General features: G+C 61.9%; 11 protein-coding genes. 8 read left to right on the top strand and 3 right to left on the bottom strand.

Annotated features, from left to right (window positions below):
• Positions 1-57: 57 nt before the first annotated feature.
• Genes ABIC76_RS24860 through tssK form a run of 3 tightly spaced genes read right to left on the bottom strand, consistent with a single transcriptional unit; the run spans position 58 to position 3,859 of the window.
• Positions 58-1,779, bottom strand: coding sequence for an OmpA family protein (locus ABIC76_RS24860; protein ID WP_354535542.1), 1,722 nt, complete (start codon positions 1,777-1,779; stop codon positions 58-60).
• Positions 1,776-2,510, bottom strand: a complete 735-nt coding sequence (locus ABIC76_RS24855) for a DotU family type IV/VI secretion system protein (protein ID WP_502947899.1) — start codon at positions 2,508-2,510, stop codon at positions 1,776-1,778. Before ABIC76_RS24855 ends, ABIC76_RS24860 begins: the two co-directional genes overlap by 4 nt.
• Positions 2,507-3,859, bottom strand: a complete 1,353-nt coding sequence (tssK, locus tag ABIC76_RS24850) for a type VI secretion system baseplate subunit TssK (protein ID WP_354535541.1) — start codon at positions 3,857-3,859, stop codon at positions 2,507-2,509. The genes ABIC76_RS24855 and tssK overlap by 4 nt, the downstream gene beginning before the upstream one ends.
• Positions 3,860-4,338: 479 nt before the next feature.
• Here tssK and tssB point away from each other — a divergent pair, with 479 nt between their 5' ends.
• The 8 genes from tssB to ABIC76_RS24810 all read left to right on the top strand — a co-directional run bounded on the left by tssB (position 4,339) and on the right by ABIC76_RS24810 (position 15,607).
• Positions 4,339-4,851 (top strand): type VI secretion system contractile sheath small subunit, encoded by a 513-nt coding sequence (gene tssB / locus ABIC76_RS24845; RefSeq protein ID WP_354535540.1) that lies wholly within the window; start codon positions 4,339-4,341, stop codon positions 4,849-4,851.
• Between the two features lie 64 nt (positions 4,852-4,915).
• Positions 4,916-6,448, top strand: a complete 1,533-nt coding sequence (tssC, locus tag ABIC76_RS24840) for a type VI secretion system contractile sheath large subunit (RefSeq protein WP_354535539.1) — start codon at positions 4,916-4,918, stop codon at positions 6,446-6,448.
• Between the two features lie 79 nt (positions 6,449-6,527).
• On the top strand, positions 6,528-9,008 hold the full coding sequence (locus ABIC76_RS24835) for a type VI secretion system Vgr family protein (protein WP_354535538.1): 2,481 nt from the start codon (positions 6,528-6,530) through the stop codon (positions 9,006-9,008).
• Positions 9,001-11,079: a T6SS effector phospholipase Tle3 domain-containing protein gene (locus ABIC76_RS24830; RefSeq protein WP_354535537.1), complete on the top strand. Its 2,079-nt coding sequence runs from the start codon at positions 9,001-9,003 to the stop codon at positions 11,077-11,079. Before ABIC76_RS24835 ends, ABIC76_RS24830 begins: the two co-directional genes overlap by 8 nt.
• 2 nt (positions 11,080-11,081) lie before the next feature.
• Entirely contained in the window at positions 11,082-11,927 is an 846-nt protein-coding gene (locus ABIC76_RS24825) for a T6SS immunity protein Tli3 family protein (RefSeq protein WP_354535536.1), read from the top strand.
• Complete coding sequence (locus ABIC76_RS24820) at positions 11,924-12,205, top strand: PAAR domain-containing protein (protein ID WP_354535535.1); 282 nt, start codon at positions 11,924-11,926, stop codon at positions 12,203-12,205. The genes ABIC76_RS24825 and ABIC76_RS24820 overlap by 4 nt, the downstream gene beginning before the upstream one ends.
• Before the next feature lie 2 nt (positions 12,206-12,207).
• A complete protein-coding gene (locus ABIC76_RS24815) occupies positions 12,208-13,635 on the top strand; it encodes a KPHS_23130 family T6SS system protein (protein ID WP_354535534.1) in 1,428 nt (475 codons plus the stop codon).
• A 49-nt stretch (positions 13,636-13,684) separates the two neighbouring features.
• Entirely contained in the window at positions 13,685-15,607 is a 1,923-nt protein-coding gene (locus tag ABIC76_RS24810) for an ImcF-related family protein (protein ID WP_354535533.1), read from the top strand.
• The last annotated feature ends 78 nt before the right edge of the window (positions 15,608-15,685 follow it).

Raw genomic sequence — 15,685 nt, 5'->3', positions numbered from 1 at the left:
GCCAGCCCCCGAGCTTTTAAATCCCGAAGCGCGGTGCTTCGGGGGCTAAACCAGTGATTAGGGCTGCGCGAGCTCAGGAATCAGCGTGATTTCCACCCGCCGGTTCCTGGCGCGGCCCTCGGATGTACCGTTGTCTGCCACGGGCCGGGTGTCGCCCAGTCCCTGGGTCGCAAAGCGCGTGGCCGCGATGCCGGAAGCATCCGAGAGCCAGTCGCGCACGGCCGCCGCACGCGCGAGGGACAGGGTCAGGTTGCTCCGGGCGTCACCTACGTTGTCGGTGTGGCCCGCTACCAGAATGCGCTTGTCCGGATGGGCCTTGATCATCTCGAGCGCGTCCACCATGGCGCGGTTCGAGCCGGCCTTGAGCTGTGCCCGGCCGCTATCGAAGAGCGACATGCTGTCCAGCGTCACGATCGTGGGAGGAGCGGCCGGGGGCTGGTACGAGGCGATTGCCCTGTTGAGCGCGGGGACCAGAGCCGCGCCGTGGTACATGCCGAAGGACAGGCGCAGCGGCACGCCCGTGCGCGCATACCGCTCCAACTGATCGCGGTCGGCAACCAGTGCCTGCAGCGCGTCGCGCCGGGCGGTGTCGTCCGCGGCCGGGGTCCTTGCATAGCGACCCAGATCGGCACCGATACGGCTCAACAACGCCTCGTTGTTGCGGGCCGCACCCCAAAAGGCCAGGGCGGCGGCACAGGCGAGAAGCGCCAGCGCGTGCAAACACGCCACCACACGGGGCGACATCCAATGTCGTTGAGGGATCGCCTCAATGAGCGGTTGCGGCAGCGGCCATGGCAGCGGGGAAGCGGTGGCGGCAGCACGCATGACGCCGGTTTGTGTCTCGACGTCTCGCTCCCACGGACAGTCTTGCCCGCTCGCGGGTCCGCAGTCGATCCAGCCGGCGCCAAAGAGCGCCCAGGGCGCAGCCGGTTGCCGCCGATCTGTCAGGGCATCGACCGCGACGCGCTGTGTCCAGCCGATGATCGAGGTCAGGGCGGCGGCGCGGGTCGCGGCGATACGATCGCCTGCACCATGCTGGACTTCGCTCTCGGCAGAACGGATCACGGGTTCAAACCGGGTGGCATCCACCAGGCACGTCGCCGATGACACGCCGTACCAGGTGCTCAGACCGGCAGCGCCCGTAGTGAGTCGCTGATAGAGCGCGATGTACCCGGGCAGTCGTGTGCCCAGCGCACGCCCGGCATCAGCAACGGCCTGACGTATGACGCGTAACTGCTGTGTGAGTGCATCGGTTTGCCCGTGCAGGGCAGGGGCTATCGACAGCACGACGCCGTCTGGCGCGCGGCCGTCCCGCCATTGCGTCACAGCGACGGCAAGCCGGCGCAGGTCCTGCGGCCGGTCGACACGCAGCCAGATCCCGCCGTCACCGATCCGCGCGTGGCGCACGTGTCCGGGCTGGTCGAATAATGCCGGCAGGCCGTCACCGGTCACGAGCACCAGCGGCATCCGAGTGCGCAACGATACGGGAATATCGGCCATTGCTGCGCCCAGTGCCACCAGTACCGGCACACTCTGTTCGCGCGCTAGGGAGAGTTGATGCGTGCGCCACCATGCAAGCGTCAGTGCAACGGCAGCAATGATGACTGTGAGTGTCCAGGCCACGCTGCGGCTCATCGGCAACACCAGCCAGATCACCGCGAGCGCCAGCGTCGCCGCAAAGGCGATCATGGTGCAAGACGGATAACCGAGCCCCTCATGGCCGAGATCCGACTGCATGTGCGCCGGCGCAGCAGAGATGATCGGCAGGTCGGATTTCACGGCTGGACACCAACGAGGTGGGCCAATTGCACGTCCAGAACCATGGACCACGCGAACCAGACGATCACTGCGGTCAAGCCAGCGACGCCCGCGATGCCCCACGGCGAGAGCCGGTAGAACCAGTCGACCAGGCGCCAGCCGGCGCGGTCTGTGACAAACGGCAACTCTCGCGACGGACGGAGCTTGGCCAGCAGCGCGTTCAGCGTTGTGATGAGCGCCGTGCGTTTCGCTTCGCCTTCGCGGGCATAGCGGCCAATGAAGCCCAGTCCGAGGATCGTTGCGTAGCATTCGAGCAGATCTACGGATGGCGAGGCTTCCCGCATACGGGCTTCGAGCCGCTCGATCACACTTTCGCCCGCGTCGTGCAAGTTGAAGCGCTCCACCTGCAGCGGTTGCTGTTCCCAGCCCGCACGCAACTCACCCGGCAAGCACCGCAACGCTGTTTCATCCAGCAGGCCGCACTGGGCGATCAACGCCTCATGGCGCACATCTGGTGCATAGCCCCGGTGCTCAAGCGCATCAGAGAACTGCGCGATCAGTTGCCGGCATTTTCGACGCAATTCTTCGCCATCCTGGACTTGGCCACCCGGCGCAAGTGAAGTGACAAGCAAGGCGGTGTCGCGCAGCAGGTCACGCATACCGGGGTGCGCCGGAGAATTGATCCCGGACACGTGGTCCGACATGCGGTCCAGCGGGGCTTGGGGGCGGCGATCGGAAGTCAGGACGTTCATGAGCGCAGCACCGCATAGAGTTCCAGTGCAGCCTCGGGTACCGACGCTGGAAGATAGATCTGACAGGCGCGCGCCGCGAGCATCTTGGCGTGCGCGGCGCTGGCTGAGTCGAGCGCGAAATACTGGTTGTCCAGCCGTACTGGTATCGCGGCGGGCACGCGTGGCACGGCTTTGAGTGCAATGCCCAGCAACGCCGAATTGATGATGTGCTCGACGTCGTCGGGGGCGCCGATCTTGCACAGCCGCGGGACCTGTTCGACCAGTTCGGGAACGGGGACTGGCGCGTTGACCGACAGGTACCAATCGGCCGCATCCGCGATGATCCGCTCATCGAGAAATTGGCCGCTCCAGGTCGTCGCATTCTTGCGGGTCAACCCGATCGAGATGACGCGCGAGGGGATGATGGCATCCAGAAGATCGCGGATCATCGATTCGAGCTTGGCGAGCACCGCGTCTGCATGCGCGTGGTCGTAGGGCGGCAGGTCCGTGAGCTGCGCCTCGGTGGAGAAGGTCATCAACGCGCTGGCCAACTGCGCCAGCGTCACATACAGGTGCTCGGGCGGGCGGCTTGGGTGCGTAGCAAAGAGATGCAGTTGCGGCCAAGCGGCATGGATACAGTGCAGCAGCCAGAACAGCTGCACGTCTGCGACGCCGTATTCGGTCACCTGCTCAATGCGCTCGCCCCGGCGTGCACCGAGCGCCAAGCTCTTGGCCTGCAGGATGTCAGCGAGACGGTGAATACGCTCGAGGTGCAACGGGTGCGCGCCGAGAGTCAGGCACGGCGGCACGAAACGGTGATCGATTTGAAACTGGCCGTGGGTTCCACGGGTCAGGCGAGCGATCGGGCAGGCTGTGTCGTCCGCCTGGGATTCGAAATCGAACAGCAGCCGTATCGCATGGCGCTCGGCCGCGATTTCGGCGTCGCCGCTGCCATTGAGGTCTGTGACCTTGACGAATTCGCGGTACGACCGGCGTGGGCGTGCCAGTGAGGTCTCGTCAAATCGACAGTTGTTGCCGTTTGCATCTGGTAGCGCGAGCGCGGCAAGCACAACCATGCTTTGCAGATCGGCCGGCACGCCCTGCGTCAGATCGCGGGCGGGCGGCAGCGCATCAGCCATCGTCGTGTCGATAGGCGTGCCATCCGGAAACCGCAGCTTCAACCGAGTGAGCTTCAGCCGCCCCGCGGCAAGCGCCTCCTCATCGACCTCGACCCCAAGCGTACCCCACGGCTGCGCGAGTGCGGCCGTCGCAAACTGATGCTGTGCGAAGGCATTCCAACGTTCCTGCTGTTGGAAATGCTGTTGCGTCAGGATCAGTCCCTCATGCCAAAGCGGCTTATGAATCCGCATGCCAATTCGTCCATGGGTTTTGGGGCGGCCGATTCTATCGCCCGAAAACAATGACGTACATTGAGCAGTCTATTGCAGATGAGAGTTTTTGATTTCAGATTTAAAATAAATTAAATACGAAATTTGCTGTTAAACGGCTGCAAATGGCGTCGCGACGGGGGTGGGTAGCGGTGGTGCAAAAAATAGCCCGTGGCTATTCGATCGACGTATTTCGGCGGTATGAATTGTTTCGATTTTGAAAAAAACCAATTGCCACGCGGCCTGCAGAGATTCTTTGATGGATTTTTGATTGACGACATCCAGAATTTGAACAATTGAAACTGTCACGAATATTTGCAATTCGTTGCTGAATTGAAACGGAGCGCACTTTTGCGCTGAGGATAGGGGCGTGTTTAATACCGCGACCATCGCACAGCGCTTGGGATTCGTCTGCCCAAGTATGGCTCCCTAATGGAACTGACAAAGAGAGGACGGGTTGTATGGACAGCTTTCAGAGAGAAATTCCGAAGTCGCGCGTCTCGATCACCTTGGATCTGCACACGGGCGGTGCGCAGAAGAAGGTCGAGTTGCCGCTCAAGCTGTTGGTGGCCGGAGACTTCAGTGCAGGACGCGAGCAGGCGCCGCTGGCCGAGCGCAAGAAGGTTGACATTAACAAGAACAATTTTGATGCGGTGCTGGCGGACTACGCGCCGGACCTGAAGATCACCGCGCAGAACACTCTCGCGGGTGATGGGAGCGAGCTACCGGTCAGCTTGTCATTTCGCTCGATGAAGGACTTCGCGCCGGAGCAGGTTGCGCGCCAGATTCCCGAACTACAAGCCGTGCTGGCGATGCGCAATCTGCTGCGCGACCTCAAATCGAATCTGCTCGACAACGGCACGTTCCGCCGCGAGTTCGAAAAAATCCTCAAGGACAAGCGCCTGTCGGAGAAGCTGCGCGGAGAGCTGGCGCAGATCGTGACGGCCGCCACCCAACCGGAAGGCCACGCCTGAGTGCACAGAGCCCAAGCGGGCCCTCGTGTGTTCCGCCATCACGTCGCGATACGAAGAGACCACCATGAAACAGAACGAATCCCGCCAGGGCGCCGCTGAAGCGGTCGCGCTCGAGAACGACAGCGTCTATGCGTCGTTGTGCACCAAGATCAACCTCAAGCCTGTCACAGAAGCCCGGCCGCTCGAGGCATTCCGCGACCATGACACGCTGTCCGAGGCCTCGGCCGACGAACGGGTCGCACGGGGAATGGATGCGCTGCTCAACCTCATTGCCCAGGAGCGCAAGCCTGTCGATCGTCTGGACAAGTCCCTGCTCGACTTCTATATCGGCCAGCTCGACCGGCAGATCAGCCACCAGCTCGATGCGGTGATGCATACGCCTGAGTTCCAGGCCCTTGAAGGCCGCTGGCGCGGCCTCAAGATGTTGGTCTCGCGCACGGATTTCCGTCGGAACGCCAGAATTGAAGTCCTGGACGTCTCGAAAGACGCCCTGCAACGCGACTTCGAGGATACGCCCGAACTCATCCAGAGCGGCCTGTATCGCCTCACCTACGTCGAGGAATACGACACTCCGGGCGGCCAGCCGATCAGCGCGATGGTGAGCGACTTCGAATTCGCCAACGCACCGCAGGATGTGGCGCTGCTGCGCAACATCTCGAAGGTCGCTGCGGCCGCCCATATGCCCTTCATTGGCTCGGTCGGCGCAGCGTTCTTTGGCAAGCAGTCGATGGAGGAGGTCGCCGCCATCCAGGACATTGGCAACTACTTCGATCGTGCCGAGTACATCAAGTGGAAGAGCTTTCGGGACACCGACGATGCGCGCTATGTGGGCCTGGTCATGCCACGCGTGCTCGGCCGCCTGCCGTACGGCAAGGACACGACGCCGGTGCGGGCCTTCAACTATGAAGAAGAAGTCAAAGGCCCCGACCACGACAAGTACCTGTGGGTCAACGCCTCGTTCGCCTTCGCGGCCAACATGACGCGCAGCTTCGTGAACAACGGCTGGTGCGTGCAGATTCGTGGCCCGCAGGCGGGCGGTAAGGTCGAAGATCTGCCGGTTCACCTGTACGACCTGGGCACCGGCGTGCAGCCGAAGATTCCCACGGAGGTACTGATCCCCGAGACGCGCGAGTTCGAGTTTGCGAATCTGGGCTTCATCCCGCTGTCGTTCTACAAGAACCACGACTTCGCCTGCTTCTTCTCGGCCAACTCGACGCAAAAGCCGGCCCTCTACGAGACCAAGGAAGCGACGGCCAACAGCCGGATCAATGCGCGCCTGCCGTACATCTTCCTGCTCTCCCGCATCGCGCACTACCTGAAGCTGATTCAGCGCGAGAACATCGGCACGACCAAGGATCGGCGTCTGTTGGAGCTTGAGCTCAACAACTGGATCAAGGGGCTCGTGACCGAGATGAAGGATCCGGGCGACGAGCTGCAAGCCTCGCACCCGCTGCGCGAAGCAAAGGTGACCGTGGAAGACATCGAGGACAACCCAGGCTTCTTCCGCATCAAGCTGTTCATCATCCCGCACTTCCAGGTTGAAGGTATGGACATCGGCCTGTCGCTGGTGTCGCAGATGCCCAAGGCCAAGAGCTGATCCGCAGTTTCCGTATCAGCCGCCGGGGTCCCGCACGGCCCCGGCGTTGTCGTCTCTACGCGTTCAACGGAGTGTTCGTATGTCGATGGTTTTGCCTACGCAGGCTTACGAATTGAAGCTCGCGCCACACCCGGCGCCGTTCTCGGTTCTGCACTTCACCGGCTTGGACCGAATCAGCCAGCTGTACCGATACGACATTGAATTCACCAGTCCCGTGGCGGGTCTCGCGATGGATCAGGTGCTGGGGCGACCAGCCAGGTTCACCATCACGCCGATCGACCCGACGATGGACTATCTGCGCAAGATGTTCGGCGACAACGCAAAGAAATTCAGCGCCATGCCGCCCTCGCACACGATCCACGGCATCATCACGCAGTTCGACGAACTGGGGACCTCGGCGGACGAGACGCGCTATCGGGTCCGGCTCGAGCCCAAGCTCGCCGATCTGAACCGGGGTGTCACGAGCCGTCTGTTCCAGAAGCAGTCGGTCGAGGAGATCGTGACCGCGACACTGCGGCACTATGAGTACCGCGCCGGTGTCGACTTCATGTTCCAGTTGCGCGCGCAGTACAAGCGTCACGAATACATCACGCAGTACCACGAGACGACGTTTGCCTTCATCCAGCGTATCTGTGCGGAGGAGGGTATCTGGTTCCGTTGGGAGCAGAAGAAGGATCGCGCGGTGATGGTGTTTGGCGACGATCTGGACGCCTATGCACGCAAGCAACGCACCGTGGCGTATCGCCGCGACTCGGGGCTGGAGAGTGCCGGGATGGACGCGGTCAAGACGCTCGAGAAGCGCACGCGCCGCGTGAACGAGGCGGTGCGCCTGCATGACTACAACCATCGCCAGGCCGGCGTGTCGTTGCTCGTCGAAGAGAACACCGCGCGCGACGACAAGACGACGGATGCGGTGGACTATCGGTGGGGCGAACACTACGAAACGCCGGAGGAGGGCAAGCGGGTCGCTCAGTTGCGGCATGAGGCCTACCTAGCGAGTCAGTTGACCTTCAAGGGTTCAGGCAACCCGTTTTGGTTGGAAGCCGGCGAGGTGATGCGCGTCGATCCGGTGCAGGCTGATGCGAAGCACGGAATCTTGGTCACCACGGTGGAATCCCAGGGTGGGCGCGACCAATCGTACTGGTTGTGTTTCGAGGGGATTCCATCGGACCGGGTGTGGCGCACGTCGATGGCGACGATTCCGCGGCCGAGCATCGATGGGGTTTTGCCTGCGCGCATTGCTTCGCCTGGCAACTACAAGTACGCGTATCTGACTGAGCACGGTCACTACGTCGTCAAACTGCCGTTCGATCTGGACACGTGGAGTCCGGGCGGCACGAGTCGGCCGGTGCGCCTGGCCAAGCCCTACAGCGGCGGCGACTACGGGCATCACTTCCCGCTGATCGATGGGACGGAGGTGGCGCTCGTCTTTACGCAGGGCAACCCGGATCGGCCGGTGATCATGGGGGCGATGCACGACAGTTTGCACCCCGATCTCGTCAACAACCTGAACCACACCCGCAACCTGGTCCGCACCGCAGCGCAGAACGAGCTGCGCATGGAGGACAAGGAAGGTATCGAGCATATCCACCTGACAACCCCGCTGCAGACCAGTGAGCTCAATCTGGGGCACATGGTGGATGACAGCCGCAAGGAGCGGGGGCGGGGTGCGGAATTGCGTACCGACGAACACGTTTCGGTGCGGGGGGCCAAGGGGGTTTTGATCTCTGCCGAGGCGCAGCCGTCGGCGCATGGTAAGCAGCTTGACGCCAAGGACGCGCAGAAGCAGTTGAGGACCGCGCTGGATCAAGTCACTTCCTTGAGATCGATTGCACAGGCAGCGCAAGCCGAACTTGCCGAGGTCAAGGCCCAACAGGCGCGGCTTGAAAACGCCTATACGGAACTTAAGGACGCCGTCGTCATGCTCAGCGCCCCAAAGGGCATCGTTGGGGCCACCCCAGAAGACATCCAGTGGTCCAGCGGCGGGCATGTCACCACCACGGCGGGAGGCAATGCCGAGTTCAGCGTGGTCGAAAAATTCACGGTGGCCGCCGGAAAAATCGTCTCGCTGTTTGCCTACAAGCTGGGAATCAAGCTGTTTGCCGCGAAAGGACCGGTACAGGTGCAAGCGCAGGCGGGGGCGATTGAGCTGACCGCCAACGGCGATGTAGTCATCAAGGGCAAGCGGTTGCTGTTCGCGGGTGAACAGGCGGTCATGATTTCATGCGGTGGTGGGGCGTTCTACAAGCTGGAGGGAAGCCAGCCCCAAGTGGGGGGCAACAGCAACTTGCTGATCAAGACCCCGTCGATTACCAAAGCCTCGCCCGAGTCGGCATCGAGTTCCATGCCGAAGTTCGAGCAGGGCACGTTTGCCCGGAAGTTCTATCTGCATCCGGATGGGGATCCGGGTACGCCCATGGCTCACCACCGCTTCCGTGTTCACCTGCCGGACGGTACGTCCACGGAGGGTGTGACTGACGCCAGTGGGACGAGCCGGCTGTTCAACCGCGACGACGTCGAGAATCTTCGTATTGAACTACTGGGGGCAGACCATGGATAAGACCGTCACACAGCAGCCGACGCTGCGTAATTCGAAGGACGGCCAGCAAGCGATGCCCATGCCGCAAGGCAGTGGAGCCATGCTCACGTGCAAGGTGCCGGCCAAGCGGCCGATGCCGTGCATCGTGATTCTGGTTCATGGCGTCAACGACGATGGCCAGTGCTATCCGAATCTGGATCGCGGCATCTGTGCGGGACTGAACGAGCGGCTTGGGCGCAATGATCTGTGGCCACATGAATGGGGGCGGTCTGAAGCTGCTTCAGCATCTGGCGATGCCACCAAAAGCACGTCGGGACCGGTGATCAAGAAAGAGGGCCGCTCCCCCGTCATTCCCTTTTATTGGGGGTATCGTCCGGTTGACCGGGTCACGTACCAGGCGGACCAGAAACGCTACCAGGAGGCGCTCAGGAACGGGGGAGCTACCGCTGAGTTACCCTACGATTCCTACTGGGTCAGTCATGCCAAAGATGCGAAGGCTGGCTACGCGACCAAGGACAAGTTCGGTAACTGGCTCAACGCCAAGTACGCAAAGAACGGTGGCATCTTTGCGAACGCGACGACCAACCTGCCGGACATGTGGGGGCCGGGCACCGACATGTTCGGTTGGAGCGCGGTCATGGGCGCGGTTTCCCGTACCGATGTCGCCAATGGTGGTGATTACACCCACGCCATCTACCAGAACCCGCACCGGATCTACATGATCCACGCGGCGCAGAGGCTGGCTGCCCTGATCGCCAGCATCCGCACCAACCCCAAAACTCGCGACGACGCCATCAACATCGTCGCGCACAGTCAGGGCACGCTGATCTCGATGTTGGCCAATTTGATGCTGCAAAGCATGGTTGACACTCCGCGTCCGGTCGATTGCATGATCCTGAATCACTCGCCCTACGGGCTGGACAGCACGATTTCTGAAGACCTGACCCACGGCCTGCATCAGACCAACGAGGCGCGGGTGCAGACATTGATCAATGTTTGTGCGCGCATGCGGGAGAAGAGCAAGCCCGCCTCGGATCAACGGATCGTCGAGTGGTGCTCCGCAACTAAGGACGCTTGGCAAGACCCGAAGCGCAACCGTAACAACTTCGGCAAGGTTTACAACTACTTCTGCCCGAACGACCAGGTTGTGTCGTTTGCGAACGTGCAAGGCATGGGGTGGCAGGGCGTGCCGGACGATTTGCTCAAGAAGCTTGGCTCGAATTTCCATCAACGCGCGTTTGCGGACGGGCGCAAGGTCGGCGAGCAGCAGGGGGAGATCTTCAGCATGCCGACGACCTATGAGGTCGACAAAGACGCTCTCGTGTATTCGGCGTCTCGGCCGGGTGACACCGCGAAGCGCTTTACGTCGCTTTCATTTGGCGATCGGAAGCGGACCATCAACGCGGCAGCCCTGCCTGAGCCCTTCATGTTCAAGTTGCAGGCTGCGCAGTCGTCTCTGGACGATACGGAAGCCCAGATTCAGTTGGCAGCGCAGGGGGTGCAGGAAATCGTGCCACGCATCTATGACCCGAAGACGGGGCAGGAGATGCCGGAGAACACGCCGCTGCCCAAGGTGCCAGCGCTGCGCGTGGAAGCTGCACCTGTCCAAGCGCTCCTGCAACAGCAGGGACAAAACATCCAGGTATTGCAGGCGTGGAAGCTGCCGGATGGTCGACTGCAGATCAACCGGTACGAGACGAAGGACGAAGCCCTCCAGCGCATCCGCAAGAACGTCAAGAGCGAGACCTCGCAGCACTCCTCGATCGTCATGAGCAAGGATGCGCCACGCAAAGCTATGGCCTACGACCTGGCGATCGGGTGCAGCGCGGCGTTCGACTATGACACGCTGTGGTGGGCGTTGCTCCAACGAGCCGATTGGCGGAATCCAAAGAACCCTGATCCTCGAACTGTGCAATATTTCCAGACAGGTCTGCTGGATCCTGAGCTGAAGCGGCAGATGAACCGCGTTCCAACGCTCGATGGCCTGGTCAATCGCTACGCGATGCCCCATATGCCGGCGGACCCGCAGCGCAGGTTCTCGGTGGGCACGCCGATGCAGTGGCGCATGCCGGCGCCGGACGTGGAGGGTTGAACGTGGAACCCGTCTTTGCATCCGTCGCCCGGTGGGCCGTGCCGCTGTGGTGCGCCAGCGTGCTGGCGGCGCTGGCATGGCTTGGCTGGACGCGCAAATGGGCCGGGTGGCGCGTCAAACTGCTTGGAGTGTGCGCCCTGGTGGCCGCCTATCCGCTGCTCGACGTTCGGATCGCCCCGCCTAGGCCCACACAGGTGGTCTATCGCTTTGACGATCATCGCTATCTGGAATTGACCGGCTTCGGCTGCGAGGGGGCGCTGTACTACGTCGATCCCAAGCTCCAGATTCGGACGGAGGCAGCAGCCCAGTTCTACCGGCTTTTTCTGAAGCCGTATATCCATCCTTCGACAAGGTATATCGCGATCCCTGATGAGGACGGAGGTTCTTTCATCGTTTCCAGCGATGGCGGACGGACTTTTAGGGATGCGCGCTATGCGACGGAATACAAAGTAGGCGGTCGCGACGGCGGTGGACAAACGCAGCCGGTCTATGACGACATTGATCACGTGGTCGTCGTGAACGACCAAGGGTTCGTCGCCTTGAAAGATGGCCGGTTGTTTATGAGTTCGAAACCTCTGGACAACGGCGAGAAGTGGGGTCATGGCTATGTTGACGCCATCGGCCTGAAAAACAGCACATTGGCCGAGCTCCCTGAGTTCCAGAACCTGCCGACCCAGATCCCCGAAATCAAGAATTACACGGGTTGGACACGCATGCAGTGCGACCCGGACTTCGGGACCACGCCGCCCTTCAACCCGTTCGCGTATGTCCAGCAGAAGGTGTTCGATCTGGAGGCCTGGACGCTGGGCGCACCGGTGTATTTTGGCCTACGGGCTCTGGCCCAGTGAGGTGGATCGTGACAAAAGCCCCTGTCAGATACGGTGACGTTTCCACGCACGATGGTCAGGACAACGGCCGCGTCGTCACAGCATCGTCGACATTGATTATCGGCGGCCGAGCAGCCGCGCTGCGTGATGACCTGGTCGACTGCCCCAAGCACGGCAGGGTGCAGTTGGTAGGAGGTGATGACGGCTATACCGAGAACGGGCGCCCGCTGATTGGGCACTTGTGCCGTACCACTTGCGGTGCGCAGGTGTTGGCGAGCACTGACGAGTTTGGAGTGTAGGTATGGGGTGGCCAGTTCCGCAGCGTATTGAAGCTCCGGCGGTGCAAAAGCCATCGGCGTGGTTTGTTGGCTTGGTATGTGGCGGCTTGCTGGTCGTGACTGCCGCGCTCGTTGTCTTTGTCTGGCCCAGCATTCATGGCCAAGCGACTGGATGGCAATTTTGGTTGTGCTTGCTAGGGTTGCCGACACTGGTGTGCGCAGTCTTTTTGGGCCTTTTCCTCCATTTTCATGAAATGGCGGTTTTCCGCAGCGCGTGCATTGCCCTGTATTCCCTGCTGGTTATGTTGGTTTGGCAACGATGGAGTCGTCGCTATGTTGTCGTCGTAGCGGCGGCCACGCTGACCAGCGAAGACAGTCTCGCGGAGAAGATTGCCGGCTTGGCGGGCAGTGCGCCGCAGAACAAGATGGTTGTCACCAAGCTCGAGGAATTTGAGGGCGAACTTGATGGCAATCGTGTGGAGTTGGTGCTCGCGCGCTTGCTGGAGAACCTCAGTTCCGCGATCAACGCGCTTGGCGCGGATTGCTCATTGAATGTGCAGGTGTGGACCGGTGGCACGCAGGATCCGGCTGCGTTCGATGCTTCCATGAGGACGTTGTGGGAGAAGCTGGCTTTGCTTCCCCACCCCAAATTTGCAGCGACCGAGACGCTCTCGTGGTCAATGGTCGAGCAACACGCCCTGAATCAGGCGGCGCCACTGTTGGTGCTGTGCGTGCAGTTGCACGATGCCGACGAGGCCCTCGCGCAGTTTTCTGAATCTGCTGCTGGGTTGCTGTTCGATGCGGCCTCAACGCCGCAACGTGGAGGACGGCCCGCCGTGCGGCTGTTCCGTTCGCAGCCGGTGTCCATCGGATCGATGCGCGCGGATCTCGTGCAACTGGGTGAGGTGGGTGCGGTTGCTCTGAAGCAAGTGCGCATCGCATGGAACTGCGGCCTCGGAAAAGCCGAAGGATATGAGCTTTCGCAGGCGATCGCCGACAGCGGATTAGTGCTCAAGGGTGGGGCAACCGGCATGGTCAGCCTTTCTGACTGTATCGGGCCCACTGGCCCCATCAGTCCGTGGGTCTCGCTGGGGCTTGCAACCGAGCTGTCGCGATACGGACAGGAGGCGCAGCTTCTCGCGGTCCAAGAGGCAAACCAGGTGACGCTCGCGGTCATCGCGACGGCGGCTCGCGAGAGTGTCCCGGACAAGGCATCTATGCCGTCGGTGGACCTCAGAGGAGCGGCGCTGCTTGTCTGCTCCGTGCCCTGGTTGAGCGGCTTGCTTGCAGCGCTTTTGAAATCGGCGGATCTGTTTCCTTGGATGATCGCCAGTCTCGTCGTGGCGGGGCTTTTTGCCCTGTTGACCATGCTGGTTCATCCGCTCACGGTTCGAATATCTGCCGAGCGCGAAGTGATGGACGTGGGCGCGCGTTTGCCCGCCGGACAGTGAGCTGGATACACGAACCCATCCCAGACAGATAGTCGAATCGGAATTGAAGATGTTGCAACTGCAAAAGAGAGCGGCTTCGTTGGAATTGGCTGGGGGCTCGCTGACAGGCGCAAGCACACGGGGGGTATTGCTGGGCCTAGCCATGGCCCTATTGGTCACGGGACTTTGCGCTGGGCTGATTGGCCGGCAACTTGGCTGGAGCCAGGATCGCGTGCTCGGCGTGGAGTTCGCACTGGCGGTGCTGTTCTTGGGTATCGCTGTCTGCATCTTGTTGGTCGAACGCGGTGTCACGCGATCCCTTGCCAGAATGTGGGGCGCAGGCTTCTCGGAGAGGCAAGTCGCTGGAGAAATCCCCCAAAAATCTGCAGCACAGGCGCTGCCGGATGTTCTCAAGGACCGACACGGCTGGCGTTGGCGCTACCGCGATCGCTGGGTCCTTGTCGCAGGCGATTTGCCGCTCGTCAAGAATCTGGCGCCCGGCCTGGTCGACACGGGTTACGCGATCAGCGGTGGTACGGTTTTGCTGTACGCCAAGCAATCAGGCGACGCGCTCGATGCCGCCTGGCTCGACCAGATCCGCCGCTTGCGCCGTCGCCGCCCGGTGGACGCGATCGTTGCTGTGGTACGTGACCGCAGCCGGACCGACGCCCCATTCGACGTCGATAGCGTGGCGCACCGCCTCGCCCGCCATGCCCGCGCGCTACGCTGGGCGGCCCCCGCCTATCTGCTCAACGCAACCCTCTTCGCAAACAACGCCCCCAATCCGGACGAGGTGTTCGGATTCACCTGGCAGCACCCCCGCATCCAACCCCAAGAGATTGACGCATCGCTGCACCAGCTCGTCGGCCGTCTCGCCGATGCCGGAGTGGTGCGTTTGTCTCGGAGCAAGCACGACCGCTACCCGGCTGAGCTGTCGAAGCACCTGCAGCGGCTGCGCACCGGCTTGACCGATCTGGTGACACGCGTCGGTCAATCGGGACGGCGGGGTGGCCAGGTATACGGTTTGCTGTTCGCGCCGCTGCGCGGGCCTGCTGCGGTTCCTACCCCTGACACGCCATCGGACGCAGACAGTAGCTCCTCGCTCCAGCCGTTCGGCTTCTGGCAAACCGTCGCCGATCACAGCCGCACGGTCTATGGCCGGCGCGTCGGCTTTTCGTGGTCAGCATTGGCGGCCTGGAGTGCAACCGCGCTTGCCGTCTGCTGGATCGCAGGCACTGCGCTCTCCGGCGTCTTGAACCGCGCCACGATCCAATCCGCAGACACCACGCTGGCCAACCTTTCAACGGCACGCGATGACACGCAAGCCCTGCTGGCACTGGACACCCTGGACAAGCAGATCGACACGCTCGAAGTCCACCTGCGCGAGGGCGCGCCCTGGAGCACACGTTTTGGCCTGAACCGAGACCGCGCGTTGCTCGATGCATTGTGGCCCGGATACGCGAGTGCTGCTACGCGGATCGTGGCCGCTCCGATCCGCCGCAACCTGGAAGAACGGCTGCGCGATCTTGCCTCGCTAACCGATGCGCAAATCGCCAGGGGTGGCCAAGACCAGGCCGCCTACGACACGCTCAAGACGTACCTGATGCTCGCCAAGCCCGAACGGGCCAGTGCGGCATTTCTGATCCCGCATTTGATGGCAAGCGGTGCGCCCATGCGTCCGCGGTTGTCCGAGTTGACACCGGGGGCGTGGGAAGACGTGCGCGCACACGTCATTGCCTTTTTCGTCGACCACCTCGCGCATGCAGCTCCTGCACAGAACAGCAGCGCAGATTCGGCCTTGGTCGCTGCAGCTCGCCAAACGATCGTCAGTGTGCGCGGCCTCCAGAACTCGACGGATACGGTGTACCAGCAGATCCTCGACGAGGCGACCCCTAAATATCCACCCACCACACTGGCGACGTTGTTGGGCGACACGACAAGTCGGGGCCTGTTCGGCACAACGATGACCGTGCCGGTGTCAACAACACTCTAGGAGTGACCCACCCGAGAGGGGATGCAACACTTTGGAAGTGACCCACCGGGTCACCGAACATGATGGCCATCACCGAGA

Origin of the sequence: Ralstonia sp. 1138 (genome assembly GCF_040544795.1) — a bacterium.
Classification (GTDB): domain Bacteria; phylum Pseudomonadota; class Gammaproteobacteria; order Burkholderiales; family Burkholderiaceae; genus Ralstonia; species Ralstonia flatus.
This window is presented reverse-complemented; position numbering and strand designations above follow the sequence as displayed.

Bases quoted from the DNA above. Each gene is read 5' to 3' on its own strand.
- ABIC76_RS24815 (WP_354535534.1), top strand. From the start codon at position 12,208: ATGGGGTGGCCAGTTCCGCAGCGTATTGAAGCTCCGGCGGTGCAAAAG.
- ABIC76_RS24835 (WP_354535538.1), top strand. From the start codon at position 6,528: ATGTCGATGGTTTTGCCTACGCAGGCTTACGAATTGAAGCTCGCGCCA.
- ABIC76_RS24830 (WP_354535537.1), top strand. From the start codon at position 9,001: ATGGATAAGACCGTCACACAGCAGCCGACGCTGCGTAATTCGAAGGAC.
- ABIC76_RS24810 (WP_354535533.1), top strand. From the start codon at position 13,685: ATGTTGCAACTGCAAAAGAGAGCGGCTTCGTTGGAATTGGCTGGGGGC.
- tssC (WP_354535539.1), top strand. From the start codon at position 4,916: ATGAAACAGAACGAATCCCGCCAGGGCGCCGCTGAAGCGGTCGCGCTC.
- ABIC76_RS24855 (WP_502947899.1), bottom strand. From the start codon at position 2,510: ATGAACGTCCTGACTTCCGATCGCCGCCCCCAAGCCCCGCTGGACCGC.
- tssB (WP_354535540.1), top strand. From the start codon at position 4,339: ATGGACAGCTTTCAGAGAGAAATTCCGAAGTCGCGCGTCTCGATCACC.
- tssK (WP_354535541.1), bottom strand. From the start codon at position 3,859: ATGCGGATTCATAAGCCGCTTTGGCATGAGGGACTGATCCTGACGCAA.